This window comes from Sorangium sp. So ce296 (genome assembly GCF_051529605.1).
Taxonomy (GTDB): domain Bacteria; phylum Myxococcota_A; class Polyangia; order Polyangiales; family Polyangiaceae; genus Sorangium; species Sorangium cellulosum_D.
This window is the reverse complement of sequence record NZ_CP150325.1, coordinates 4404978-4431035: the sequence shown is the minus strand read 5'-3', so window position 1 is coordinate 4431035 and position 26058 is coordinate 4404978. Positions and strand designations below refer to the sequence as shown.

The window sequence follows — 26058 nt, the reverse complement described above, 5'->3', positions numbered from 1 at the left end:
GCCATCTGCGTTGTAAAATTCTGCTGTGGGTGCGGGTTCGGGCGCGGACCGTGGCTCAGCGGCCGAGCGTTCCGGCTTCAGGTGCGCCGTCGTCTCGCGGCTCCGCCGGCTCGATCGGCTGGACCGGAGGGGCAGGGCTCGCCTCCGGCGCGGAGGCGGACAGCGCCGGGTCGGACGACGCCGTGGCCTCGCTGTCCTGCCTCGGGGACAGCGCCGGGTCGGACGACGCCATGGCCTCGCTGTCCTGCCTCGGGGACAGCGCCGGGTCGGACGACGCCACGGCCTGCCGAGGAGGAGCGCTGTCCTGTCCCGGAGAGGCCGCCGGATCGGACGACGCCACGGCCTGCCGAGGAGGAGCGCTGTCCTGCCTCGAGGACGGCGCGGGCGCGGGAGGCGCCGGCGGCTGCGGCGCGGCGCTGAGCTGCGCTCGAGGCGGCTCTGCACCGAGAGACGCCGGCGGCTGCGGCGGGGCGGCGCTGGGCTGCTTCGCGGACGCCGCCGGATCGCTCCGGCGGCGGGCGATGAAGAACATCGCGAGCAGGGCCGCGAAGCCGACGGCGCCGGCGGCGATGTAGCGGTTCTTCTGGCTCTTCCGCTCGGCGACCTTGTCCCCGAGGGACGCGAGCGCCGCCCTCGCCCCGGCGTGGCCCGGATCGAGCTCGATCGCCCGCTCGAGCACGAACTTGTCCGGCGTGCCGCGATCGATGAGGAGCGCGCCCTCGAGGTACGCGATCTCCGCCTCGATCTTCGGCGCGTGCTCGCCGGTCGGGTCGAGGCGCAGCGCCTTGCGCAGCATCGCGAGCGCGTCCTCGCGCCGATCGGCCGGCATCGACCTCGCGCGCTCGACGTAGGGCCCCACCATCTCCTTGCGGCGCTCGAAGAGCGGCGCGCGGGCGAGCACCCGGTCGAACGCGTCGGTCGCCTCGGCGAGCTTGCTCGCGCTCGCCGCGGCGACGCCCTCGTCCATCAGCTTGTACACCTCGGCGAGCCGCGCGCGATCGTACGTCGCGAAGAGCTCGCGCGCGATCCGGTCCCACGACCACTCGCGCGGCGGCTTCTCGCCGGTGAGGTTCAGGTACGCGTCGCGGAGCTGCCAGACGCCGGGCTCGCCGATCGCGGCGATCGCCTCGCGGGCGGCGTCGCGCAGCCGCGCGCGATCGCTGTTGCAGAAGCTCAGGATCACGCGCATGGCGTCCACGTCCCGGACGCGGCCGTAGGCGCGGAGCACATCGGCGAGGATCTGCGTGTCGTTCGACGCGATCGCCTCGCCGGGGATCGCCCGGCCGAGCAGATCGAGCTGCTTGTTGGCCCACCGCTGGACGATCTTGGCGTCGTGCTGGCGCGCCTCGATCAGCGCGGGGACCGCCTTGTCGCGCAGCTTGGCGACCTGTCGCTGAAGATCGATGCGGAGCAGCTCGCCGAAGTAGGCGTGCAGCGCGATGAGCTCGCGGACCGCCGGCGTCGTGCCGTCGGCGGCGAGCATCCGCACCATCGCGAGCAGCTTCACGACGTCGCGCCACGCGCTGTCGCGCGGCCGCGGCGTGGCGAGCATGAAGTCCAGCCAGTCGCCCTCGGCGTCGTCCTTCTCGTCGCCGGCGCCCTTCTTCGCGCCCTTGTCGTCCTTCTTGGCGTCCTTGGCGTCGGCGCCCTTCTTCGCGCCCTTGTCGTCCTTCTTGTCGTCCTTCTTGGCGTCGCCCGCCCCCTTCTTCGCGTCGCCCTTCTTGGCGTCCTTGGCGTCGGCGCCCTTCTTCGCGCCCTTGTCGTCCTTCGCCTCCGCGCCCTTCTTCTTGCCGTCGGGCGCGTCGTCGCCGCCCTTGTCGCCCTTCAGCGCCTTGCGCCCCTCCCGGCGCGCCTCGGCGAGCACGCGGGGCGCCGCGTCGCGATCGATCGAGCCGCGGATGTCCTGCACGCGGAGCCGCACCGCGTCGACGATGCCGGAGATCGGCTCGTCGAGCGCCGCGCGGGCGTTCTCCCGCGCGCGGGCGTCCTGCGACGTGATCTGGTCGAGCACGCGATCGAGCTCGCGGACCGCGGTGATGTCGGGCTCGGGGCGGGCGATCGGGGCGAGGCGCGGGAGCTCCGGGAGCGCCGACGAGGCCGGCGCGGCGGCGCCGGCGTCGCGATCCACGGCGGCGTGCGCCAGGGGCGGCGCAAGCGGCGCGGCCGCGACCAGGCTGAGCAGGACGAGCCACGCGCACCGCGGGCCGCCCCGCGGCGACCGCCGCGCGCCCGCGCTCCTCGGATCCGACGCGCCGCGTGCCAAGCGCCTCAATCCGTGATGCGAAAGTCGAAGAAGTCGCCCGAGAAGCCGCGCCACCGGACGTCGACGCGCTCGACGCGCGCCGCGCTCGGGCCGCGGTTCGCCCAGGCGATGAGCTCCTTGAGCTCGTCCTCCTCCCCCTCGGCGAGCACCTCGACGCTGCCGTCGGAGCGGTTTTTCACCCAGCCGGTGAGGCCGAGCCGCTTGGCCTCGCGCTGCGTGGAGGCACGAAAGAAGACGCCCTGGACGCGACCGCGGACGAACAGCTGAACCTGTTTGAGCCCCATGGAACCAGCTTGACTTAGCCGCGCGTTCCGAGGGAGGCAACTTCGGGGAGCGCCGGGGCGCCGCCGGCAGTTCGCCCCCGCCGTTCCGCGCGCGCGCGGCGCGGTCGACCCCGCGGCCGTGCCTCCCGGCGCGCATTGACAGAGCAGACGCGCTTGATAGAGTCGCCGCCCGATCGGCAAGCGCAGCCCGCCGATCGAGCGACATGAACGTGAGGGCGCCGGTTGCGTGGCGAGCCCTCTTCCCCCTGGCGACCCGCCGACATCGACGACATGCTCGGCCCCGCCTCGGGCCCGACCCGCTAGACCCCCCCAACCAGAAACCATCGACCGACGGCCTCCACGCCCTTGACAGGGCGCGCGCTGTCGCATCCTGGAGCTTTCCGACTCATGCACCTCAGGGAACTGAAGCAGAAACCGATGGCCGAGCTCGTCCAGATGGCGAAGGGGCTCAACATCGAGGGCGCTGCCGGGCTGCGCAAGCAGGAGGTCATCTTCGCGCTCCTGCAGGCCCACGCGGCGCAGGACCAGCCGGTCTACGGCGAGGGCGTGCTCGAATGCCTGCCCGACGGCTTCGGCTTCCTCCGGGCGCCGGACTACAACTACCTGCCGGGCCCGGACGACATCTACGTCTCGCCGTCCCAGATCCGGCGCTTCAACCTCCGCACCGGCGACAGCGTGAGCGGCTCGATCCGGCCGCCCAAGGAGCGCGAGGCGTACTTCGCGCTGCTCAAGGTCGACAAGATCAACGGCGAGCCCCCCGAGGTCGCCCGCGACAAGATCCTCTTCGACAACCTGACGCCGCTCTACCCGCAGCAGAAGTTCAACATCGAGAACGGGACGAAGAGCTTCTCGACCCGCATCATCGATATGCTCTGCCCGATCGGCAAAGGGCAGCGCTGCCTCATCGTCTCGCCGCCCCGCGCCGGCAAGACGGTCCTGCTCCAGCAGATCGCCAACGCGATCTCCTCGAACCACCCGGACACCACGCTGATCGTGCTGCTCATCGACGAGCGCCCGGAAGAGGTGACCGACATGCAGCGCACCGTGAAGGGCGAGGTGATCAGCTCGACCTTCGACGAGCCGCCGACGCGGCACGTGCAGGTGGCCGAGATGGTGATCGAGAAGGCGAAGCGCCTCGTCGAGCACAAGCACGACGTCGTGATCCTGCTCGACTCGATCACCCGCCTGGCGCGCGCCTACAACACGGTCGTCCCCCCGAGCGGCAAGATCCTCTCCGGCGGCGTCGACTCGAACGCGCTGCACAAGCCGAAGCGGTTCTTCGGCGCCGCGCGGAACGTCGAGGAAGGCGGGTCGCTGACCATCGTCGCCACCGCGCTCGTCGACACGGGCTCGCGCATGGACGAGGTCATCTTCGAGGAGTTCAAGGGGACCGGCAACAGCGAGATCCACCTCGATCGCAAGCTGATGGAGAAGCGGATCTTCCCCTGCCTCGACATCAACAAGAGCGCGACCCGCAAGGAAGAGCTGCTCCTCCCGGAGTGGATCCTCCAGCGCGTGTGGCTGCTCCGCCAGCTCCTGCATCCCCTCAACGTCATCGACTCGATGGAATTCCTCCTGGATAAGGTGAGCCGCACCGAAACCAATCAGGAATTCCTCGAGAGCATGAACCAGTAGCGGCGCGTCGTAGGGGCGCTCCCGGCGGACGTCGGGAGCGCTCTCTTCCGCGCGAACGGGTCGCGCAGGGGACCGCGCGCGCGCTCCTCCGGCCGAAGTCGTGTTAGCGTCTGCTGGTGACCGCGAAGGCGGAACAACGCACGAAAGCGCTTCAGGCTCGGGTACAGGAGCTCGAGGCGCGCCTTGCCCAAGCTGACAAGACCGTGCAGGCGCTCCGGGACGTCGGGCTCGCGCTCGGCAGCACCCTGGATCTCGACCAGCTCCTCGCGCTCATCCTGAACAAGATCACCGAGCTGCTCGACGCGGACAGGGCGACCCTGTACCTGCTCGACGAGCAGCGCCAGCGGCTGTACTCGCGCATCGTCATCGGCGAGGAGGCGCGCGCGATCGAGCTGCCCGTCGGCGCCGGCATCGCCGGCCACGTCGCCAAGATCGGGCGCACCGTCCGCGTGAAGGACGCCTACCGCGATCGCCGGTTCCAGCGCGACTGGGACGAGGTGACCGGGTACCGCACCCGCTCGATCCTCGCCGCGCCGATGAAGAACCACGTCGGCCGGACCATCGGCGTCATCCAGGTGCTGAACAAGCACGGGGGAGCGGAGTTCTCGGTCCACGACGAGGAGCTCTTGAGCGCGCTGGCGACGCAGGCGGCCGTCTCGATCGACAACTCGCGGCTGTTCCTCTCGGTGATCCAGAAGAACACGCAGCTCGTCGAGACGAAGGAGCAGCTCGAGCACCGCGTGAGCGACCTCAAGCTGCTCTTCGAGCTCGAGAGCGCGATGGGCCGCGCGACCAACATGGAGGACCTGGCGCGCGCGGTCATCACGTCCGCCGGCAGGGCGTGCGAGGCGCGCGCGGGGGGCATGCTCGTCGACGAGATCGAGGGCGGGCTGGTGCTCTACTTCTTCGATCTCGACGCGCTCGAGGACGGCACCCCGCCGCCCCGCGCGCCCGGCGAGGAGCCGGAGGGCGTCGTGGTCGCGGCGCCCCCGAGGCCGGCGGTGAAGCGCATCGCGATGCGCCGCGGCGACGGGCTGGTCGGGCGCGCCATGGTGCACAACGAGGCCGTGTTCTACTCGAGCGAGGGCGGGGGCGACGAGCTCGACGACATGGACATGACGGTCTCGCACCGGCTCGCCCAGATGCTCGGCGGGGAGCTGGAGTCCGCGATCGCCGTGCCCCTCGAGGGCGAGGACGCGGTGCCGATCGGCGCCATGGCGCTCTACAACTCCAGGAAGCCCCACGGCTTCTCGAAGGACGATCGGGCGCTCCTGCGGCTCGTGTCGGCGAACGCGTCGACCGCGCTGCGGCTGTTCCGCTCGCGCCTCGAGCGGGAGCAGAGCGAGCGGCTCACGACGATCGGGCGCCTGCTCTCGGGGGTGATGCACGACGTGCGCACGCCGCTCACGGTGATCAGCGGCTACGTCCAGCTCATGGCCAGCGCCCCCGACGCGGCGACGAGGGAGGAGCACGCGCGGCTGATCCTGAAGCAGTTCGACGTGATCAGCGCGATGCAGCGCGAGGTGCTGGAGTTCGCGCGCGGCGAGCGGAGCATCCTCGTGCGCAAGGTCTACCTGACCAAGTTCTTCGGCGACATCGAGAAGCAGCTGGAGCACGAGCTCGCCGGGACCGGCGTGGCGCTCTCCCTGGAGCTCGAGGACCGCGGGACGGCGCGGTTCGACGAGGCGAAGATGACGCGGCTCCTGCACAACCTCGTCCGCAACGCGGTCGAGGCGATGCGGCCGCGCGGGGGCACGGTGACCATCCGCGCCTACCGCGACGGGGGGGAACTCGCGATCAGCGTCGCCGACACCGGCAAGGGGATCCCGAAGGAGGTCCAGGGCCGGCTGTTCCAGTCGTTCGTGACGTCGGGCAAGCGCGGCGGCACCGGGCTCGGGCTCGCGATCGTGAAGAAGATCGTGGACGAGCACGCCGGGACGATCGCGGTCGAGTCGTCCGACAAGGGCGCGAAGTTCACGATCCGCCTGCCCCAGGAGAGCGCGTCGAGGCCTCCGGCCCCGGCGGAGGGGCAGGCCAAGCTGCCGCCGGCCGACGGCGGCCCGGCGCCCAAGGCGGGGGTGGAGCCCTCGCCGGTCGTGCACGAGGGCGTCCCTCGCCGCAGGCCGACAGGCTCATCGACGCCGGTGAACGAGCGCGGCAGGCGCTCGTCGAGCAACGGCTCGGACGCGTGACGCGCCCCCGCCGCTTGCGCGAGGCGCACCCGATGGAGAGACTCAACCGGTGTCCCAGCTCCGCCTGAAGCTCCTCGAGCCGCACCGGACGTCGCTCGAGAAGTGCGTCTACTGCCCCAAGCTCTCCCGCGCCGCCTGCCCCGTGTCGAACGTCGAGGCGAACGAGACGGTCACGCCGTGGGGCAAGATGTCGATGGCGTACTTCGCCGCGCGCGGCGACGTGCCGCTCGACGCGCCCCACGCGGATCCCGCCTGGGCGTGCTCGGCCTGCTACGCATGCCGCGAGCGCTGCGATCACAAGAACGAGGTGGCCACGGTGCTGACCGACGCGCGCGCCGAGCTCTTCGCCCGCGGCCTCGAGCCGGAGGGGGCGCGGCGCGTCGCGGCGCGCTTCCGGGCCCGCGAGGACGGCCGCGCCGGCGAGCGCGACGGGCAAGCCCAGCCGGACCCGGCCGCGGTGCAGGTGCTGGTCGGCTGCGGCTACGAGCGCCACGCGCCGGACGTGGCCCGCGACGCGCTCGAGGCGACCGAGGCGCTGACGGGCGCGCCGGTCCGCCCGGTGCGCGCGTGTTGCGGGCTGCCGCTCCTCTACGCCGGCGATCGGCCGGGCTTCGAGGCCGCCGCGCGGCGGCTCGCCGCCGAGGTCGCGGCGGGGGAGCGCTTCGTCGCGGTCGACCCCGGGTGCGCGCGCGCCGTCCGCGTCGAGTACGCGCGCGCGGGCGTGAGCGTGAAGAGCCCGGAGCTGTTCGTCGATCTCGCGCGCGCGTCGCTCGACCGGCTGCAGCGGTCGACGTCGGAGCGGCGGGTGCGCTACCACGACCCCTGCCAGCTCGGGCGCGGCCTCGACCGCTACGACGCGCCCCGGGAGATCCTCGCCCGCATCACGGGGCGGCCGCCGGAGGAGTTCATCCACCGCCGCGAGCACGCCGACTGCAGCGGCGGCGGCGGCCTCGTGCCCGCCACGCGCCCCGCCTCGTCCGCCGCCATCGCCGACGGCAGGATCGCGGAGCACCGCGCGCTCGGCGGCGGGCTGCTCGTGACCCACTGCGCGCAGAGCCTCCGGCGGTTCAGGACCCGGGGCGAGCCGGCGGAGGACCTCGCGAGCCTGGTCGCGCGGGCCGTCGCGCCGCGATGACCGCGCCGGGGCCTGCCGTGGACGAGGCGCGCGCCGGCGCCGCGGGCCAGGAGGGGCCGGCGCGCCACAAGCGGCGCACGGTCGCGGGGAGGCTCCTCGCGAGCTACCTCGTGGTGCTCGCCGCCTTCGCGCTGACGGTGGGCTGGAGCGTCCAGGCCCTGCGGGCGGCGTCGCGCGACGCCCAGCTGCTGCGCGCCGGGTACGTCCCGCTGCTGCTCCGCATCGGCGAGGTCCTGGCCGAGCAGAACGTCTTCAACGCCCAGCTCAACCACATCACCGCCGCGAAGAACCCCGGCGACGTGCGCGAGTGGCTCGAGACCGCCCGCCGGACCCGGCCGCTCGCCTTCTCGATCGTCAAGGACGCCGCCAGGGCGCTCGCCGGCGCCGACGAGGTGCAGGGCGGCGCGGGCGTCGGCGTCGGGCAGGCGGCCGGCTCGTCGGGCGTGCGCCGGTTCAGCGACGAGATCGCGGCCGAGGTGACGGCGATCGAGCGGCTCGTGGGCGCCAGCCCGGAGCGGTTCTCGCAGCTGTTCCAGGCGCTCTCCGTCGGCAACCGCGAGCTCGCGGAGCGCACGCGCGACGAGCTGGTCAAGCGCGAGGTCGAGGGCGCGCAGCGGCTCAGGGCCATCAAGAGCCGCGTCGAGGAGCAGATGGAGAGCCTCACCGTCGAGGCGCGGCGGCGGGAGGAGCGCTCGATGCACCTGCTGCTCGGGCTGGGCGTGCTGACGCTGCTCGTCGGCGCGGTGATGTCGCTGTACGCGCGGCGCGTGCTCGCCCCGCTCACCGCGGTCACCGAGCGGGCGAACGCGGTCGCGCGCGGCGACCTCACCCCGAAGCAGGTGCTCGCGACGAACGACGAGATCGGCGAGCTCGCGACGACGTTCGAGGGCATGGTCGCCGCCATCCGCCGCGCGCGCGCCGAGCTCGTGAACGCCGAGCGGCTCGCGGCGATCGGGAAGATGGCGGCGCACGTCACGCACGAGATCAGGAATCCGCTGTCGTCGATCGGGCTGAACCTCGAGCTGCTCGAGGAGGAGGTGGCGCGCGCCTCCGCCGCGGACATGCCCGACGCGGAGCTCAGGCCCGTGATGAAGGAGTCGGCGCAGCTCGTCGCCGCGATCCGGGCCGAGGTGGATCGCCTGTCGCGCATCGCGGAGCAGTACCTCAGCGTCGCCCGCCGCCCTCGCCCGCAGCTCGTGCCGGAGCGGGTGGACGACCTGGTGCAGGAGCTCGTGGCGTTCGTGCGGCCCGAGCTCGACCGCGCCGGCGTCGCGGTCCGCGTCGAGGTGGAGGAGGGGCCCGAGATCCTCCTCGACGAGTCGCAGCTCCGGCAGGCGCTCCTGAACCTGCTCCGCAACGCGCGCGAGGCGATGCCCAAGGGCGGCGAGATCGTGGTGAGCGTCAGGTTCTCGGGCGGGGCCGCGACCATCGCGGTCGACGACACGGGCCCCGGCGTGCCGGAGGAGCTGCGGGCGTCGATCTTCGACCCCTTCTTCACGACCAAGCAGCGCGGGACGGGGCTCGGGCTCGCGGTGACGCGGGACATCGTCGAGGCGCACGGCGGCGCGATCTCGTGCGAGCCGCGCGAGGCGGGGGGCACGCGGTTCCGGATCGTCCTGCCCGCCGGCGGCGCGCCGGCCCAGGGCCGCGCCGCGGAGGCGCACGCGGCGCTCTGAGCCGCGCCTGTCGCGGGGGCGCGCGCGGCGACGGCGGCGCGCAGGCCCGGCGCCGCGGCTACTTGGGCAGGTGCTCGAGGATGATCCCCATGGCGAGGAAGCCCACGACGGCGAACACGAGCGCCGCCAGCACGTAGAAGAGGGTCCGGAGCGTCCGCGCCGGGGGCGCGCGCGGCGGCTGCTCGAGCGGCCCCGGCTCCCCGGGGACAGGCAGCCCCGAGCTGACCGAGCCCAGGGTCGGCCGCGTGGGCCTGTAGACGAGCGTCGGACCCTGGCTGGTCGGCCCGGGCGAGCTGTCCTCGGAGAAGTCCGGCAGCGTCCGCGGCGACACGGGCGGGGGCGCGAGCTCCATGGCCGCGTTGTTCAGCACCATGGTGCCGTTCGGGCCGGTCCAGGGCATGGGCTGGACCGCCGGCAGCCCGCCCGCCGCGTGAGAGGGACGCTGCCCCTCGCCCAGCGCGTGCGCCGGATCGCCGAGGAAGTGGTGGGCCGCGAGCGCAGGGTCGCTGGGCTGGCGCGCCGGGGCCTCCACCGGCGGATGCGCCCCTGGATCGGTGGCCGTGCGGATCAGGATGGGATCGGCCGGCGGCACCGGGAGCTTGCGCGCGCCCGAGGACGGGGGCTTGTAGGTCGGGTGCGGGGATGGGAGGGGCGTGCCGGGCGCGTGGCCCGACGCGCCGCTGCCGGGCGCCCTGGAGGTGCGTGGGTTGACCGCCGGCTGGCTCGAGCCCTGCGCGGGCCGCAGCTCGCGCCACGCGGTGAGCCCCTCGAGCGCGCTCTGGAAGCGGTCCGCAGGCTCCCGCGCCAGCCCCTTCGCGAGGAACGCCTCGAGCCGCGGATCGATCGGCCCGTCCATCGCGTCCGCGAGCCTCCGCGCGTCGGTCTTCTGCTTCATCTCGACCATGATGAGCAGGTTGCGCGCCTGGTAAGGCAGCTGACCGCTCATCGACTGGTAGATCATCGTGGCGCAGGCGTAGATGTCCGCGCGGTGGTCGACCGTCTTCGCCTTGCCGATCTGCTCGGGCGGCATGAACGAGAACGTGCCGAGGCTCTGCCCCATCTCGGTGAGGGTCTCTGCTCCCATCTCCTTCGGCAGCTTCGAGATGCCGAAGTCGAGGATCTTGACCCGCGTGGACCCGTCGGGGCGCGCCTCGAGGTACACGTTCGACGGCTTCAGATCGCGGTGGATGATCCCGGCGCGGTGCGCGTCGGCGAGGCCCATCCAGACCTGCTCGATGATCGGGTGCAGCTCCTCGAACGCGATCGGCCCCGTCCGCTTCAGCCGATCGATCAGCGACTCGCCTTCGAGCAGCTCGAAGACGAGCACGATGCCGAGCTCGGGGTCCTCCTCGACGTCGAGGATCTCGGTGACGTGGTCGCTGTTGATGGAGCCCGCGGCGCGCGCCTCGCGCCGGAACCGCTCGACGGCGGACGACTTGGCCTTCGAGTCGGCGCGAAGGAGCTTGACCGCCACCTGGCGGCCGGTGCGGATGTTCTCCGCGGCGAACACCTCCCCCATCCCGCCACGGCCGAGCTGGCGGATGATGCGGTACCGGTTCGCAACGACGGTTCCAGCTTCGAGCTCCAAAAGCGCCTCGCCACAGATTATCCCCCGCGCCGACGCGGGCGATCAAATTCTCCGGCGCGAACGGGGTAAGTCGACCATGGGCGATGGGCCGCCGGCCGCGGGCCGCCGCGGCCTCGCCCCGGCAGAGGACGGCGAAAGAGCCGCAGAATCGAGCTCTTCCGTGGGCCCTCCGCCCCTCCGGTGATGCGCCAGCGCTCCCCCCTCACGCGCGGCGTCTCGCGCCGGTCGCGGGGGCACGGTCGCGCCCCCGCGCCGCCGCGGCGCTCACTCGTCTTCCTGCTGCCGGAGCTTCGCCACGACGCTCAGGTCCTCGAGCGTCGACGTGTCGCCGGTCATCTCGCGGCCGGCGGCGACGTCCTTCAGCAGCCGGCGCATGATCTTGCCGCTGCGGGTCTTCGGCAGCGCGTCCGCGAAGCGGATGGCGTCGGGGCGCGCGAACTTGCCGATCTCCTTGGCGACGTGCTCGCCGAGCTTCGCCTGGAGCTCCGGCCCGGCCGAGAACCCCGGTCGGAGCGAGACGAACACCACGAGCGCCTGCCCCTTGAGCTCGTCCGGTCGGCCGACCGCGGCCGCCTCGGCGACGGCGGGGTGAGAGACGAGCGCGCTCTCGATCTCGGCCGTCCCGATGCGGTGACCGGCCACGTTCAGCACGTCGTCGATGCGGCCGACGACCCAGTAATAGCCGTCCTCGTCGCGGCGCGCGCCGTCGCCGGTGAAGTAGCAGCCCTCGACGTCGCTGAAGTACTGCTTGCGGAACCGCTCGTCGTCGCCCCACACGGTGCGCAGCATCGACGGCCACGGCGTCTTCAGGACGAGCAGCCCGCCCTCGCCCGCGGGGACCGGCTTGCCGTCCTTCGTGACGACCTCGGGCACGACGCCGAACATCGGCAGCCCGGTCGACCCCGGCTTCGAGGGCGAGGCGCCGGGCAGCGTGGTCATCATGATCGCCCCCGTCTCCGTCTGCCACCAGGTGTCCACGATGGGGCAGCGGCCGCCGCCGATGGTCCGGTGGTACCAGATCCACGCCTCGGGGTTGATCGGCTCGCCGACCGACCCGAGGAGCCGGAGGCTCGACAGATCGCTCTTCGCGGGCCACTCGTCGCCCTGCCGCATGAAGGCGCGGATGGCCGTGGGGGCGGTGTAGAGGATGGTGACGCCGTGCTTCTCGATGAGCCGCCAGAAGCGGCCCCAGTCGGGGAAGTTCGGCGCGCCCTCGTACATGAGGCACGTCGCGCCGTTCGAGAGCGGGCCGTACACGATGTAGCTGTGGCCCGTCACCCAGCCGACGTCGGCGGTGCACCAGTAAACGTCGTCGTCGCGCAGATCGAAGACGTACTTCGTCGTGACGTGCGCGCCGACCAGGTAGCCGGCGGTCGTGTGGAGCACCCCCTTGGGCTTCCCGGTCGAGCCGCTCGTGTAGAGGATGAACAGCGGGTGCTCGGCGTCGACGATGGTGGGCTCGCAGGAGGGCGCGGCCTGGGCGAGCAGGTCGTGCCAGAAGACGTCGCGGCCCTCGGTCATCTGCACCTCACAGCGCTCGCTGCCGAGGTGCTGGTACACGATGACGCGCGTCGCGCTCTTCGCCTCCGGCTGCGCGAGCGCCTTGTCGACGGTCGCCTTCAGCGGCACGACCTGCCCGCGCCGGTACGCGCCGTCCTGCGTGATGACGAGCTTGGCCTGGCTGTCGTGGATGCGGTCGCGCAGCGCGTCCGCGGCGAAGCCGCCGAAGACCACCGTGTGCACCGCGCCGAGGCGCGCGCAGGCGAGCATCGCGACGGCGACCTCGGGGACCATGCCCATGTAGATCGCGACCCGATCCCCCTTCTCGATGCCGAGCTTCTTGAGCGCGTTCGCGAGCAGCAGCGTCTCGCGGTGGAGCTGGGCGTAGGTCAGCGTGCGCGTGGCGCCGTGCTCGCCCTCCCAGATGATCGCGGCCTTGTTCTTGGTGGCGGTCGTGAGGTGCCGGTCGAGGCAGCTCTCGGTGACGTTGAGGGTCGCGCCGACGAACCACTTGGCGTGCGGCAGGGACCAGTCGCTGGTGGTGGTCCACGGCGTGCGGAACACGAGGTCGCCCGCCTCCCGGCGCCAGAACGCGTCCGGCTGCTCGATGCTCTCGCGGTAGAGCGCCTCGTAGGCCTCCCGCGCGCCGACGCGCGCACGACGCGAGAACTCGGCCGGCGGCTCGAACCGGCGCGTCTCCTTCAGCAACGACGTGATGGCATCCTGCGACATGGTCACCCCTGCGTTGGAGGGGACGGCGGAGGCCGACCCCCGATCGCTGTTCCCCCGCTGGAGAGGACGGCGAACCATCTACGACTCACCGCGAGGGCGTGCGAGGATACATCCGCCGAGCAGCAGAACAAGGACGGAACGGGCGGACGCCCGGGCTCGGCCCGCTCACCAGAACGCGTAGCCGGCGTGCAGGCTGCCTCCCAGCTGCAGCAGCACGGAGGAGTAGAGGGGAATGTCGTCGTCGCCGTCCTTGTAGCTGATGCCGCGCGACGACTGGAAATAGCTGTCCAGCGAGAACCCGAGGAGCACGCCGCTGAGGTCCAGCTCGACGCCGACCTCGGAGAACACGAACGCGTTCACCCCCCGCGCGTGCTTGCACCGGCCGTCGCAGATGTCGCCGCCGGGACCCTTGATGCTGTCGAAGCTCACGTCGTCGTAGGTGAGGCCGCCGCCGATCGAGCCCACGAAACGCCAGGTCTGCCCCGGGGTCATCAGGCGGACGTTCAGCCCGACGCGCGTCGACCCGAGCGTGTAGCTCGCGTTCGGGTAGCTGGGGTGATCCGACCCGGTGGCGATGTTCGCGTACTGGAACATCACGTCGAACGCCGCGGGGGTGTTCACGCGGTAACCCACCCGGATCGAGCCGGCGCCGCCGCTGTTCGCCTCCGGCAGCTGGAACCCGCGCGGGTGGCCGAGCGGCCAGAGCAGCGACGCCGCGCCGATCACGTAGTACCCCTGCGGCGCGAGCGAGAGCGGCACCGGCCGCGGCGGCGGCGGCGGCGGGGGCGGCGTGTACGGCTGCGGCGCCGCGATCGCGGGGGGCTTCTCCGGGGCCAGCGTCAGCTTCACCCGCTTGTCGCGCTCGCCGCTCACCACGGTGACGCTCTGCTCGGCGCTCGCGTGGCCCTCGGCGCGCGCGCCGATGCGGTGCACCCCCGGCCCGAGCTCCACGACCCGCGTCCCCGACGACGCGGGCGGCTGCTCCTCCCCGTCGATGAGCAGCGCGGCGTCCGGCGGGCTGAGCTCGATCGTGAGGTGGGCGAGCAGCGCGCGCATCTCCTCGATGGCGCTGCGCGCCGTCCGCTCGTCGCCCTCGTCCATCGTGTCGCGGTGCTGCGCGAGCGCGCGCTCGAGCGCCGCGATGGCCCGCGGGTAGTTGAAGAGGGCCTTCTCGGCGAGCGCGATGTTGAAGAGCGGGCTGGCCTTCGGCTTCGCCTCGTAGGCCGCCTCGAACTCGACGATCGCCGCCGGGTAGTTCCGGTCCTGGAACAGCTTGATGCCGTTCTCCATGTGCTGCCGGTACGGCTCGACCTGCGCGAGCGCCGGCGAGAGCTGCGCTGCCAGGCCGAGGAGCGCCGCGCAGAGCGCGACCTGGAGTCGTCCGTGCGATCTGCCCAAGCCCGCCTCAGTCGACCTTGAGCTGCAGACCAGCCGCGACCCCCGCCGGCTTCGACGCCGCGACGTCCGGCCCGACCGGACCCGACGCGGCGGCCTTTGCGCCGGCGCCCGTCGCCCTGGGGCGCGCCGCGAAGGGGAGCGTCGCCGTCTTCTTCGCGCTCGGCGCGGCCTTGGGCGCCGGGGGCGGCGCGGCCTTGGGCGCCGGCTCCGCGGTGGGCGCCGGCGCCGCGGTGGGCACCGGCGCGACCGCCGCCGGCAGCGGGTGGAGCAGGACCTCGATGGGGGCCCTGCCAGCCTGGAGCGTCACTTCCTTGTCCACGGTCGTATATCCGGAGGCCTCGATCCTCACCCGCTTCGTCTCGCCCGTGCGGCCGCGCAGCGTGCGATCGGCCAGCGCCACGCCGTCGACGGTGAAGCGCGCGCCTTCGGCGTTCGTCCGGAGCTCGACGGAGACCTGGGCGGGCGGCGCAGGCGCGGCGACCTCGGCGCCCTCCGCCGGCGAGCGGCGCGCGTGGAAGGCGGCGCCCGCGAGCCCGCCGACCAGCGCGACGAGCGCTGCCCCGGCGAGCGCGAGCCGCCGCGGCCCGCGCGCGCCCGCGCGCCCGTTGCTCGCCCAGCCCACCTTCGAGCCGGTGCCGGGCACCTCGAGCGTCGGATCCATCGCGATGTTCGGGTCGCCCGGCGTGAGCTTCACCGGCGTCTGCCCGGGCACGCCAGGCGCGCTCGTCGTGTGGGCCCCGAGCTCGTCGCTCGAGCTGCGCCGCGCGCCGAGGAGCCCGCCGGCCCCGGCGACCAGCGCGTCCAGGAAATCCCGCGCGGACGAGAACCTCGCGTCCCTGTCGCGCGTGAGCGCCTTGGCGATGACGCGCGCGATCGGCTCGGGGACGGCCGGGTTGCTCATCCGCACGTCCTGGGCGTCCTTCATGCAGATGTTGACGATCACCTGCTCGTACGAGCTGCCGCTGTGCGGCGGGTGCCCGGTGAGGCACTCGTAGAGGATGGCGCCGACCGCCCAGAGATCGGTCCTGCCGTCGACGTCGGGCAGCGCCTGCGCCTGCTCGGGCGACATGTAGAACGGCGTGCCGAGCACCGTGCCCTGCCGGGTCAGCGTGTGCGCCGGGGCGCCGTCGGTGCGGCGCACCTTCGAGATGCCGAAGTCGAGGATCTTCGCGAAGTTCGGGTCGTCGTCGCGGTCGACCAGGAAGATGTTGTCCGGCTTGAGATCGCGGTGGACGATGCCCGCCTCGTGCGCGCGGTGGAGGCCGCGGAGGATCTGCGCGGTCACGTGGAGCGCCTCGCCGAGCTCCAGCCGGCCGCAGCGCCGGATGCGGTGGCCCAGGTCCTCGCCGCGGAGCAGCTCCATGACCAGGAACGGGACGTCGTCGGCGAAGCCGGCGTCGAAGATCTCGACGATGTGCGCGCTCTCGACGGCGCTCGCCGCCTGCGCCTCGCGGTGGAACCGGGCGACGGCGTCCTTGTTCCGCGCGAGCTCGGCGTCGACGAACTTCATCGCGACGCGCTTGCCGATGGCGGTGTTGACCGCCTCGTAGACCGTGCCCATCCCGCCACGACCGATCGTCCGTACGATTTCGTACTTCTGGACCCGCTTTCCGACGAGCGCGCCCTCGACCGGCTGAGTCGCTGCGGCGGTGGTGTCGGTGCTGCTAGGCATGGCGGTTGCGACTCGCGAGGGGCGGGGCGGGGCGGGCGAAGCGCTATGAGGCCCGATGGACGAACCGTATCAAAGAAAGCTGCGCCCCTTCCCTGCGCGGCAGCTTAACACCTACCCCCGCCAGGGTGCACCTGCGCCGGCGGGGGCGGCCAGGGGTGCGCCAGCCGAGGGGCGCCGTCGCACATCGGCCGCCCTTCTCAGCGCGGCAGGGCGGCGGCGTCCGGGCTCGGCGCCTCGGCGAGGCGCGGATCGAGCTGGCCCTGCTTCTCCAGGGCGGACAGCTCGCTGAACCCGCCGATGCTGACGCCGTTGATGAAGATCTGGGGGACCGTGCGCTGCCCGGAGGCCTTGACCAGCCAGGCGCGGAGGTCGTCTCGGCCCTCCACGTTGATCTGCGTGAACTGCACCTGCTTCTGGCTCAGCAGGCGCTTCGCCATGGTGCAGTACCCGCAATACTCGGTGACGTAGATGGTGACGTCGGCTGCTTGCATGGGCATCTCGTCCTCTTTCCTTTCCCGGGACCGCCAAAGATGCAAGCGCACAGGGCTCCACCTTGCGGTAGGCTGCGCGCATGGCCGAGAAAGAGGGGACGATTCACCTCGATCGCTACACAAGCGACGCGAAGCAGGTCGTCGCCGGCGCCCAGCAGATCGCGGACGAGCGCCAGCACGCCGAGGTCACGCCGCTGCACTTGCTGATGAGGCTGCTGGAGCGTGACCGGGGGGTATCCGAGGTGTTTCGGCGGGCCGGGGCCGACCCGAACGAGGTGCTCCAGCTCGCCGAGAACGCGCTGAAGAAGCTGTCCAAGGCGGGCAGCGGCGTGGCGTACGTGAGCCCGCGCCTGCTCGACCTCCTCGGGCGCGCCGAGCGGGAGGCGACCCGCGACAAATCGGCGAACGTCGGCATCGAGCACCTGCTCCACGCGCTCGCGCAGGAGATCCGCGGGCCTGCGGGGGAGATCCTCTCCTCGTTCGGCATCGGCCCCGGCGCGTTCCGGCCGCACCTCGGCGCGCTCGAGGCGGCCTCGCGCGAGCCCTCGCCCGCGGCGTCCAGCGCGTCGGAGCCCGGGCAGCCGGCGCCGTACACCCGGGACCTCGTCGCCGACGCCCGCGAAGGGCGGTTCGATCCGGTCATCGGCCGCGACGTCGAGGCGCGGCGCCTGCTGCAGATCCTCGAGCGGCGGTTCAAGAACCACCCGCTCATCGTCGGCGAGCCCGGCGTGGGCAAGACCGCGCTCATCCGGGGCCTGGCCGACCGGATCGCCCACGGCGACGTGCCCACGAACCTCGCGGGCGCCCACCTCTACGAGCTCGACACCGGCGCGCTCGTCGCCGGGGCGAAGCTCCGCGGCGAGATCGAGCAGCGCCTCAAGGTCCTGGTCGACCGCCTGCGCGGCGCGCAGGACGTCGAGAGCATCCTCGTCGTCGAGGACCTCGACGCGCTCTTCGGGCAAGGGGTGCAGGGCGCCGGCGTCGGCGAGCTCCTGAAGCCGCTCCTGTCGCGCGGGGAGATCCGGATCATCGCCACGACGACGCCGGAGGGCGTGCGCAAGATCAACGAGCGCGACCCCGGGATCATCCGCCGGTTCTCGACGATCACGCTGGAGGCGCCGAGCATCGATCAGGCGACGGAGATCCTGCGCGGGATCGCGACGAAGTACGAGGCCCACCACCGCGTCCGCGTGGGGGAGAGCGCCATCGCCTCGGCGGTCGCGCTGGCCAAGCGGTACATCTCGGACCGCGCGCTCCCCGACACGGCCGTGGACCTGCTCGACGAGACGTCGGCCCGCAAGCGGGTGGAGGTCGACGGCGTGCCGGCCGAGCTCGACGCCTTGAGCCGGCGCGTCGACGCGCTCCGCGCCCAGATCGCCGCGCTCGCCGACGACGACGACAAGCTCAGCGTCCAGACCCGCGCGCGCCTGGAGGCGGAGCTCGCGGAGATCGAGCCGAAGGCGTCGGCGATGCGCAGCCGCAACGCGTCGCGCCGCGGCGTCATCGCCGCGTGCCAGGCCATCCGCCGGGAGCTCGTCGCCGCGACCGACGCGCTGAAGGTGGCCCAGCGCGACAAGGCGTTCGCCAAGATCGGCGAGCTCGAGCACGTGACCATCCCGGAGATCAAGCGGCGGCTCCAGGCCGCCGAGGAGGCCGCGCAGCGGGAGGGGGTCGCGCCGACCTCGAACGTCGTCGGCGAGTCGGACGTGGCGGCGACGCTCAACGACTGGACCGGCATCCCGGTGGCCAAGATGCTCGAGGGCGAGGCCGAGAAGCTCCTCAAGATGGAGGAGCGGCTCGCGCAGCGGGTGGTCGGTCAGGACGAGGCGGTGCGCGCGATCGCGAAGGCGGTGCGCCGCGGGCGCGTGGGCCTGCGCGATCCGGGCAAGCCGATCGGCTCGTTCCTGTTCCTCGGGCCGAGCGGCGTCGGCAAGACGGAGCTCGCGAAGGCGCTCGCCGAGTTCCTGTTCGACGACGAGCAGGCGCTGACGCGCATGGACATGAGCGAGTTCATGGAGCGCCACATGGCCCAGCGCCTGATCGGGGCGCCCCCGGGCTACGCGGACAGCGAGCAGGGCGGCTTCCTCACCGAGGCGGCCCGGCGCCGGCCGTACAGCGTGCTCCTGTTCGACGAGGTCGAGAAGGCGCACGCGGACGTGTTCAACCTGCTGCTCCAGATCCTCGACGACGGCCGGCTCACGGACGGCCGCGGGCGGCTCGCCGACTTCTCGAACACGGTCGTGATCATGACCTCGAACATCGGGTCGAAGCGCGTGCTCGAGACCGACGCCAAGCTGTGGACCACGGAGGACGGCCGCGAGGCGATCCGCGACGTCCTGCTCGAGGAGCTGCGCGGGTTCTTCCGCCCGGAGTTCCTGAACCGGATCGACGACATCGTCGTGTTCAAGGCGCTCAGCAAGGACGACCTCCGGGGCATCGTGGACATCCAGCTCCGCCGCCTCGAGCAGCTGCTCACCGACAAGGACATCCGCCTCTCGCTCACGGACGCCGCGAAGGCGCGGCTCGTCGAGCTCGGCTACGAGCCCAGCCTCGGCGCGCGCCCGTTGAAGCGGGCGATCCTGCGCGAGCTCCAGAACCCGCTCGCCGAGACCATCCTGGCCGGCGGATACCAGCCCGGCCAGACGATGCGGGTCGACGTGAGCGACGAGAAGTTCGTCTTCACCAAGGCGTGAGGGGGCGCGCGCCAGGCCCGAGGCGGGCGCGCGACGGACGCGGCCGGGACCGGCGCCGCAGGGCACGGCGGGGTGCTGCGCGACCGCGGCCGATCGCGGCCGGCGCCCGGCCTGAGCCGCGGCGGCGGGCGATTTTCGGGCTCTACAGCGCTGCGGCGTACGGTCGGCTCTCCGGGGCGAAGAACCTGGGCGGACGGCGCTGCGAACCTCTTGCCAAGCGAAGCAAGGTCCGTATACTGCCGCTCCCTCGCTCACCGGGCCCTCGGCTCGAGGGCCAATGCGTGGCGTAAGGTGAGGGATCGCGGTCCCCAGGTTGAGGAAGACGCACCATGTACGCGGTCATCAAGACGGGCGGCAAGCAGTATCGGGTCGCCGAAGGTCAGAAGCTCCGGGTCGAGAAGCTTGCCGGCAATGCCGGTGACAAGGTCACCTTCAGCGAGGTGCTCCTCGTCGGCGGCGACTCCCCCAAGATTGGCAAGCCCCTCGTGAGCGGCGCCTCCGTCGCGGCCGAGATCACCGGGCAGGACCGCGGCAAGAAGATCGTGGTCTTCAAGTTCAAGCGCCGGAAGAACTACCGCCGCAAGAACGGCCACCGTCAGCCGTACACCGAGCTCAAGATCACCGGCATCACCGCCTAGCAGGAGAAGTAGACATGGCTCACAAAAAAGGCGGCGGCTCCTCCAGGAACGGCCGCGACTCGAACGCGCAGCGCCGTGGGGTGAAGGTGTATGCCGGCGCGCCGGTGCGCGCTGGCAACATCCTGGTCCGGCAGGTCGGCTCCTCGATCCACGCCGGCCACAACGTCGGCACCGGCCGCGACTTCACGCTCTTCGCCCTCGTCGATGGCGTCGTGACGTACGAGTGGAAGTCCAACACCAAGAAGCAGGTGTCGGTCTACCCGGCGTCCTGAGCTCCCGCACCGGGACGGCCTCATGAGCCGTCCCCTCGCGTCCCGCCTGTTGCGCTCCGCGCGCTCACGCTTCACCTCAACGCGGTGACGACCTACAAGCTCCTCGCCCTCGACGTCGACGGGACCCTCGTCCGGCGCGACGGCTCCATCCACGACGAAGACCTCCTCGCCATCCAGCGGCTCCAGAGCGCCGGCATCCCGGTCTCGATCGCGACCGGGCGCCTGTACTCCGGGACGCGCGAGGTCGCGCGGCGGGTCGGCGTGCTCGGCCCCATCGCGTGCGTCGACGGCAGCCACATCGTGCACACCGAGGGCGACGCGCACCTGTACTCGCGCACGATCTCCGGCGCCCACGCGGCCCTGCTGCGCTCGATCACCGAGCGGCACGCGACGGCGTCGTTCCTCTTCGCGCAGGACAGCATCGTCCACGACGCGACCGGCACGCCGCACGTCCACTACGTCCGCGGCTGGTCGCACGCGATCGCCGAGGTCGAGCGCGTCTCGTCGCACCCGTACTGGGAGCACGAGCACGGGCTGCTCGCGCTGGTGGCGATCGGGACCGAGCTGCAGGTCACGGCCGCCGTCGAGGAGGTCCGGTCCGAGCTCGGTGAAGCGGCCTTCGTCATCTCGTTCCCGTTCCTGCGCGACGGTCACACGAGCCTCTGGGCCATGATGGTCCGCGCGTCCGGGTCGACGAAGGGGACGGCGATCGCGTGGCTCGCGGAGCACTACGGCTGCGCGACGTCGGACGTGGTCGTCGTCGGCGACTGGCTCAACGATCTGCCGATGTTCGAGGTCGCGGGGCGATCGTTCGCGATGGCGCAGGCGCCCGAGGACGTGAAGCAGGCCGCGACCGACCGCCTGGAGGCCGACGGCCTGCGCGGCGGGGGCATCGCCGAAGCGATCCGCCGCGCCTTCGGTCGCTGAGCCGAGCGGCAGAGGGCGCCGAAGAGCAGCGGGGGGAGCGCCGCTCAGCGCTCCCCCGCGCGAAGCGCTGTGTCAGGCCTTGCGCTGCGCCGGCTGGGACGCGGCGGCGAGCTGCTGCTGCTGCTGCTGCAGGTACTGCGCGACGGCGCGCGAGCGCTCGATGGCGAACTGCTTGACCTCCTTGTTCGGAGAGCCGGCGAGCGCGTTCAGCAGCTTGGTCACCTTCTCGAGCTGGCGCGACTGGAACAGCGCCTCGAAGTAGTTGTTGGCCAGGCGCACGTCGCGGCTCATCTTCGCCTCGTGCGGCTGGAGCAGGCGGACCACCGCCTCGAGGTCGTTCTTCTGCCCGTACAGCGCCGAGAGACAGAGCAGCGCCAGCGGGTTGTCCGGGTTCAGCGCGACCGCCTTCTTGGCGTACTCGACCGCCTTGTCCCGCGTCTCCTCGTTGGCCGCGTAGAAGCCCTGGATCGCGATGTACGGCGCCGGCGTCTTCTTGTCGGCCGAGAACTTCTCGATCTCGGCGACCGCGCTCGCCTCGTCGCCGCGCTGCTTCAGGTACTGGAAGAGGTAGGCCCACGCGTCGATGCACTCGACGTCGATCGCGATCGCCTTCTCGATGAACTCGCGCTCCTTCGCGTCTTCCTTGCGCGCCTGGTAGAGCTTCGCGAGGTGCAGCGAGGGGTAGGGGTTGTCCTTGAGCAGGTTCTGCGCGCCCTTCAGCGTCCCCTCGGCCTTGTCGTGCTTGTCCTGCGAGAGCTGCGCGATGCCGAGCGCGAGCCAGTCGTCGCCCGTGCCGCCCTTCGCGACCACCTTCGAGAGCACCTGCTCGGCGCGCTGCAGCCGGTTGTGCTTGAGGAGCTCCTGCGCGTAGATGCGCCCGCGGTTCAGATCGTCGGGCTGCTCGGTCCAGTGCTTCTCGAGGCCGGCGAGCAGGTCCTCCAGGCCGATCGCGATCGGGCGCCCCTGGTCGTCCTGCACCTGGACCGCCGGCCCGTTGAAGCCGAGGAGCTGCCACATCTGATCGAGGGTCACCGCCGCGGGGCCCTTCTCGATCAGACCCTTCAGCTCATCGGTCGGCTTGTTGACCGGGATGACGATGAGCGCGTTCCCCGGCACGCCGTTCGGGAACGCGCTCACGGGCGCGACGATCGCTGCCCCTCCCGCGATATTGAGCCCAGCCGCCTGCTGCTGTCCGTTCGTCGTCATCGTCGATGCTCCGAGATCTCTTCCCCACGCGCGCCGAGGCGCAGGCATCACCCAGCCTCGCCCCGGTACCCTGCGCGCCAAATTGATGGGGGCCGTAGTTCGTGTAGAAGGGGCGCGAACGCTAGCAGGGAGGGCCCACCCGGGCAACGGGGGAGCTCGGAGAGCACGGCCGCGCGCCGCGCTCGGTCCGCTCCAGTTTCCACCCGAGTTTCCAGTGAAACTTGCCGCGCTCCGGACTTGCCGCGCTGCGGCCTGCGTCGCCGCCGTCGTCGCTGCGCCGCGCGGCTGGCTGTCGCTCGTGGGATCGCTGTCGTGCTCGCTGTCGCTCTCGCCGTCACGGACGCTCATGTCGCTCGCCCTCTCCCTGCTCCGCGCGCCGTCCTAGTCGAGTCGCGGGCCGGCGGCGAGGGCCGGCTTGAGCTCGCGCGCCGGCGCCGCGCTGCGCAACCGCTCCGCCAGGTGGGTGCGGCGCTCCTCCTTCCGGGTCTCCGCCAGCGCCAGCGACACGGCCCGCGGATCCGCGACGAGCACCACGAGCCGCTTGCCGCGCGTCACCGCCGTGTAGATGAGGTTCCGCGAGAGCATCACGAAATGCTGGGTGAGGATCGGCACGATCACCGCCGGATATTCGCTCCCCTGGCTCTTGTGGATGCTCGTCGCGTAGGCGAGCGTCAGCTCGTCGAGCTCCGCTTCTTCGTAGCTGACCTCGCGATCGTCGAAGCGCACCTGGAGCTTCCGCTCCTCGGCGTTCACCTCCGTGACGAACCCCACGTCGCCGTTGTAGACCTCGCGGTCGTAGTCGTTGCGGAGCTGCATCACCTTGTCGCCGAGCCGCAGCGTCCGCGCGCCGCGCGTGACGGTCGGGCCCTCGGGGTTCAGCGCCGCCTGCAGCCGCGCGTTCAGGGCGATCGCGCCGGCCTCGCCCTTGTGCATCGGCGTCAGCACCTGCACGTCCCGCCGCGGGTCCAGCCCGAACCCCTTGGCGATGCGCTCGGTCACGAGGTGGAGGATCAGCTCCGCCGCCGCCTCGGCCTCGGTCCGCTCGATGACGTAGAACTCGCCGCCGGGCCCGCGCGCGCCCTCCGGCGGCTCGCCGTCGTGGATGCGGTGCGCGTTCCGGACGATGAGGCTGCCCTCGGCCTGCCGGAAGATCTGCGTGAGCCGCACCGTGGGCACCTCGCCGGAGGCGATCACGTCCCGCAGCACCGCGCCCGGCCCGACCGAGGGCAGCTGGTCGACGTCGCCCACCAGCACGAGCCGCGCCGCGTCGGACGTGGCCTGGAGGAGCGCGTCGGCGAGCGCCAGATCGAGCATCGACGCCTCGTCGACCACGATCGCCGCCGCCTCGATCGGGCGGCCCCGCTGGCGCCCGAACTTGCGCTGCTTCGGGTCGAACTCCAGGAGGCGGTGGAGCGTGACCGCCTCGCGCCCGGTCGCCTCGCTCATCCGCTTGGCGGCGCGGCCCGTGGGCGCGGCGAGCCGCACCGGCAGCCGGGCGCGGTCGAAGAGCGCCAGGATGGCCCGGACGATGGTCGTCTTGCCGACGCCGGGGCCGCCCGTGATGACCAGCACCTTGTTCCGCGCCGCCTGTTCCACGGCGCTGCGCTGCGCGGGCGCCAGCGAGACCTTCGTCTTCTCCTCGAACGCGGCGATCGCCGCGTCGACGCCCTCCGCGAGGCGCGCGTCGCCGGCCGCGCCGTCGTCGTCGTCCCCGAGCAGCGAGCGCATCCGGCGCGCGAGCCGCACCTCGGCCTCGTAGAGGTCCTTCGGGTAGACGGCCACCTCGCCGGTCGACAGCGCCTCGACGCGCACGTGGCCGCTCGCCGCGAGCGCGTCGATCGCGCCGTCGACCTCGGCGGCGTCGCGCTCGAGCATCGCCGCGGCGAGCTCCGCGAGCTCCGGCCGCTCCGCCAGCGTGTGCCCGCGGGTCGACAGGTCGACGAGCGTCTGCAGCACGCCCGCCTGCGCCCGCTCGGGCGAGTCGGCCCGGACGCCGATCGAGCGCGCGATCCGATCGGCGGTCTTGAAGCCGATGCCCCACACGTCGAGCGCGAGCCGGTACGGGGAGCGGGAGACGATGTCGATGGCGTGGGGGCCGAACCGCCTGTAGATGCGGCTCGCCAGCGCCGGGGAGGCGCCGTGCGCCTGGAGGAAGATCATGATGGCCCCGATCGCCCGCTGCGCCGCCCACGCCTTCGCGACGGCCTGCGCCCTGCGCTGGCCGAGCCCGGGGACCTCGGCGAGCCGCTCCGGCGACCGGTCGAGGATCTCCAGCGTCTCGGCGCCGAACGCCTCCACGATCCGCTTGGCGTACGCGGGCCCGATGCCCTGCACCATGCCCGACCCGAGGTAGCGCTCGAGCCCGTCGAGCGTGGCGGGGGCGATCGGCAGCAGGGTCTCGACCTTGAGCTGCTCGCCGTGCTTCGGATCGCGCTCGTAGCGCCCCGTCGCGCGCACGCGCGTGCCGGGGACGACCTGCGGGAACACCCCGACCCAGACCTCCGGGGCGGCGCCGGGGGCGACCTCCACCCGCAGCACCCGGAAGCCGCTCGACTCGTTCTCGTAGGTGACGCGGGCGACCTCGCCCTCGACCGTCGCGGGCCCGTTGCCCGCCGCCTCCCTGGCCGAGAAGAGCCGCTGCTGGCCCCCGCCGCCCGGCGGGCGCTCGCCGGCCCCGCCGGGGCGCTCGCCGGCCCCGCCGGGGCGCTCGGCGCGCTCGTGCGGGCGCGGCGCGCCGTCCGGCGGCGGCGCGGCTGCCCCCCGGGCTGCCCGATCGGGGCGGCCGCTCCGCTGGGACCCTTGCACGAGGGCAGCATGTAGCCGCCGGCCCGCCGGCGGCAACGCCCTCGTGCGCCGCGGCGCGTGATACTCCTCGCGGGTGCCGGAGCTCCCCGAGGTCGAGCACGCCGCCGCCTCGCTGCGCCGCTTCCTGACGGGCGACCGGATCGCGTCCGCCGAGGGCGACCGCACCCGCCTGTTCCGCGGATCGAGCCGCGACGCTTTCGAGCGCGATCTCCCGGGCCGCGCGCTCGAGCGCCTCACGCGCTTCGGCAAGTACCTTACGCTCGAGCTCGACGCCGGCGTGGTGCTGCTCAGCCACCTCGGGATGACCGGCAAATGGGTGCGCCGCTCGCCGGGCGAGCCAGCGCCGGCGCACAGCCGCGCCCGGCTGCTGCTCGCCTCGGGGAGCGTGCTCCACTACAGCGATCCGCGGCTCCTCGGCCGCCTCGCGGTCCTGCGCGGCGTCTCGCCGGGCGAGATCCCCGAGATCGCCGCGCTCGGCCCGGATCCGCTGCGCGACGGGATCGACGTGGACGCCCTGGCGCGGCGCGCGCGGGCGAGCGCGCGCGCCGTGAAGGCGATCCTCATGGACCAGGCGGTGATCGCCGGCCTCGGCAACATCCAGGCGACCGAGGCGCTCTTCCGGGCCGGCGTGCACCCGGCGCGGCCGGGCCGATCCCTCTCGCGCGAGGAGGTGGCCGCGATCGCCGCCGGCGCCCTGGGCTCGATCGCGCACACGCTCGGGGCGATCGGCGCGGGCGAGATCGCTTACCTGTCCGAGTCCGGCGCGACGCCGAACCCGTTCCTCGTCTACGCGCGCGCCGGCCAGCCGTGCCCCCGCTGCGGCGCGGCGCTGGAGACGCGCGCGATCGGCGGCCGCTCCAGCGCCTTCTGCCCGCGCTGCCAGCCGGAGCGCGGCCGCGCGCGGGCGCGAGCTGGGCCGCGCAGGGCGCCCCGGCGCTGAACACCCGTCGC

At 72.7% G+C, this 26058-nt stretch carries 19 protein-coding genes; 10 read left to right on the top strand and 9 right to left on the bottom strand.

The annotated features are described in order from the left end of the window. Nucleotides 1–55: 55 nt before the first annotated feature. Nucleotides 56–2263: a hypothetical protein gene (locus tag WME98_RS16585; protein ID WP_437952156.1), complete on the bottom strand. Its 2208-nt coding sequence runs from the start codon at nucleotides 2261–2263 to the stop codon at nucleotides 56–58. Between the two features lie 5 nt (nucleotides 2264–2268). After that, nucleotides 2269–2547 carry an acylphosphatase gene (gene yccX, locus WME98_RS16580; RefSeq protein WP_012240542.1) on the bottom strand — a complete coding sequence of 93 codons (279 nt, stop codon included), beginning with the start codon at nucleotides 2545–2547 and terminating at the stop codon, nucleotides 2269–2271. Nucleotides 2548–2934: 387 nt separating this feature from the next. Between yccX and rho the strand changes: the two genes are divergently transcribed. From rho to WME98_RS16560, 4 genes are all read left to right on the top strand, one after another. After that, nucleotides 2935–4182, top strand: a complete 1248-nt coding sequence (gene rho, locus WME98_RS16575) for a transcription termination factor Rho (RefSeq protein WP_044986941.1) — start codon at nucleotides 2935–2937, stop codon at nucleotides 4180–4182. Nucleotides 4183–4385: 203 nt separating this feature from the next. Continuing rightward, nucleotides 4386–6374 (top strand): GAF domain-containing protein, encoded by a 1989-nt coding sequence (locus WME98_RS16570; RefSeq protein ID WP_437952155.1) that lies wholly within the window; start codon nucleotides 4386–4388, stop codon nucleotides 6372–6374. Between the two features lie 49 nt (nucleotides 6375–6423). After that, the gene (locus WME98_RS16565) at nucleotides 6424–7509 is read left to right on the top strand and encodes a (Fe-S)-binding protein (RefSeq protein ID WP_437952154.1); all 1086 of its coding nucleotides are present in this window, start codon (nucleotides 6424–6426) and stop codon (nucleotides 7507–7509) included. Beyond that, nucleotides 7506–9185 (top strand): ATP-binding protein, encoded by a 1680-nt coding sequence (locus WME98_RS16560; protein ID WP_437952153.1) that lies wholly within the window; start codon nucleotides 7506–7508, stop codon nucleotides 9183–9185. Before WME98_RS16565 ends, WME98_RS16560 begins: the two co-directional genes overlap by 4 nt. A 58-nt stretch (nucleotides 9186–9243) precedes the next feature. Here WME98_RS16560 and WME98_RS16555 read toward each other — a convergent pair whose 3' ends face one another. The 5 genes from WME98_RS16555 to grxC all read right to left on the bottom strand — a co-directional run bounded on the left by WME98_RS16555 (nucleotide 9244) and on the right by grxC (nucleotide 16572). Further along, nucleotides 9244–10773 (bottom strand): serine/threonine protein kinase, encoded by a 1530-nt coding sequence (locus tag WME98_RS16555; RefSeq protein ID WP_437952152.1) that lies wholly within the window; start codon nucleotides 10771–10773, stop codon nucleotides 9244–9246. A gap of 264 nt (nucleotides 10774–11037) precedes the next feature. Beyond that, complete coding sequence (gene acs / locus WME98_RS16550; RefSeq protein ID WP_437952151.1) at nucleotides 11038–13005, bottom strand: acetate--CoA ligase; 1968 nt, start codon at nucleotides 13003–13005, stop codon at nucleotides 11038–11040. A 165-nt stretch (nucleotides 13006–13170) separates the two neighbouring features. Then, complete coding sequence (locus tag WME98_RS16545) at nucleotides 13171–14403, bottom strand: tetratricopeptide repeat protein (RefSeq protein ID WP_437952150.1); 1233 nt, start codon at nucleotides 14401–14403, stop codon at nucleotides 13171–13173. Nucleotides 14404–14410: 7 nt separating this feature from the next. Beyond that, complete coding sequence (locus WME98_RS16540; protein WP_437952149.1) at nucleotides 14411–16075, bottom strand: serine/threonine-protein kinase; 1665 nt, start codon at nucleotides 16073–16075, stop codon at nucleotides 14411–14413. 197 nt (nucleotides 16076–16272) lie between these two features. Further along, nucleotides 16273–16572 carry a glutaredoxin 3 gene (grxC, locus tag WME98_RS16535; protein WP_437334160.1) on the bottom strand — a complete coding sequence of 100 codons (300 nt, stop codon included), beginning with the start codon at nucleotides 16570–16572 and terminating at the stop codon, nucleotides 16273–16275. 74 nt (nucleotides 16573–16646) lie between these two features. Here grxC and WME98_RS16530 point away from each other — a divergent pair, with 74 nt between their 5' ends. The 4 genes from WME98_RS16530 to WME98_RS16515 all read left to right on the top strand — a co-directional run bounded on the left by WME98_RS16530 (nucleotide 16647) and on the right by WME98_RS16515 (nucleotide 21096). Next, a complete protein-coding gene (locus tag WME98_RS16530) occupies nucleotides 16647–19259 on the top strand; it encodes an ATP-dependent Clp protease ATP-binding subunit (protein ID WP_437952148.1) in 2613 nt (870 codons plus the stop codon). 329 nt (nucleotides 19260–19588) lie between these two features. Beyond that, nucleotides 19589–19897: a 50S ribosomal protein L21 gene (rplU, locus tag WME98_RS16525; protein WP_020740951.1), complete on the top strand. Its 309-nt coding sequence runs from the start codon at nucleotides 19589–19591 to the stop codon at nucleotides 19895–19897. A 14-nt stretch (nucleotides 19898–19911) separates the two neighbouring features. Continuing rightward, on the top strand, nucleotides 19912–20169 hold the full coding sequence (gene rpmA / locus WME98_RS16520) for a 50S ribosomal protein L27 (protein ID WP_012240530.1): 258 nt from the start codon (nucleotides 19912–19914) through the stop codon (nucleotides 20167–20169). An 84-nt stretch (nucleotides 20170–20253) separates the two neighbouring features. Then, on the top strand, nucleotides 20254–21096 hold the full coding sequence (locus tag WME98_RS16515; RefSeq protein ID WP_437952147.1) for an HAD family hydrolase: 843 nt from the start codon (nucleotides 20254–20256) through the stop codon (nucleotides 21094–21096). A 72-nt stretch (nucleotides 21097–21168) separates the two neighbouring features. On the opposite strand, the gene WME98_RS16510 is transcribed toward WME98_RS16515, so the two are convergent. Continuing rightward, complete coding sequence (locus tag WME98_RS16510; protein WP_437334157.1) at nucleotides 21169–22302, bottom strand: tetratricopeptide repeat protein; 1134 nt, start codon at nucleotides 22300–22302, stop codon at nucleotides 21169–21171. 214 nt (nucleotides 22303–22516) lie between these two features. Here WME98_RS16510 and WME98_RS16505 point away from each other — a divergent pair, with 214 nt between their 5' ends. Further along, nucleotides 22517–22687 (top strand): hypothetical protein, encoded by a 171-nt coding sequence (locus WME98_RS16505; RefSeq protein ID WP_437952146.1) that lies wholly within the window; start codon nucleotides 22517–22519, stop codon nucleotides 22685–22687. On the opposite strand, the gene recD2 is transcribed toward WME98_RS16505, so the two are convergent. After that, nucleotides 22684–25107, bottom strand: coding sequence for an SF1B family DNA helicase RecD2 (gene recD2, locus WME98_RS16500; protein WP_437952145.1), 2424 nt, complete (start codon nucleotides 25105–25107; stop codon nucleotides 22684–22686). The genes WME98_RS16505 and recD2 overlap by 4 nt on opposite strands. Nucleotides 25108–25180: 73 nt before the next feature. Here recD2 and mutM point away from each other — a divergent pair, with 73 nt between their 5' ends. Then, nucleotides 25181–26047, top strand: coding sequence for a bifunctional DNA-formamidopyrimidine glycosylase/DNA-(apurinic or apyrimidinic site) lyase (gene mutM, locus WME98_RS16495; RefSeq protein ID WP_437952144.1), 867 nt, complete (start codon nucleotides 25181–25183; stop codon nucleotides 26045–26047). Nucleotides 26048–26058: the final 11 nt, after the last annotated feature.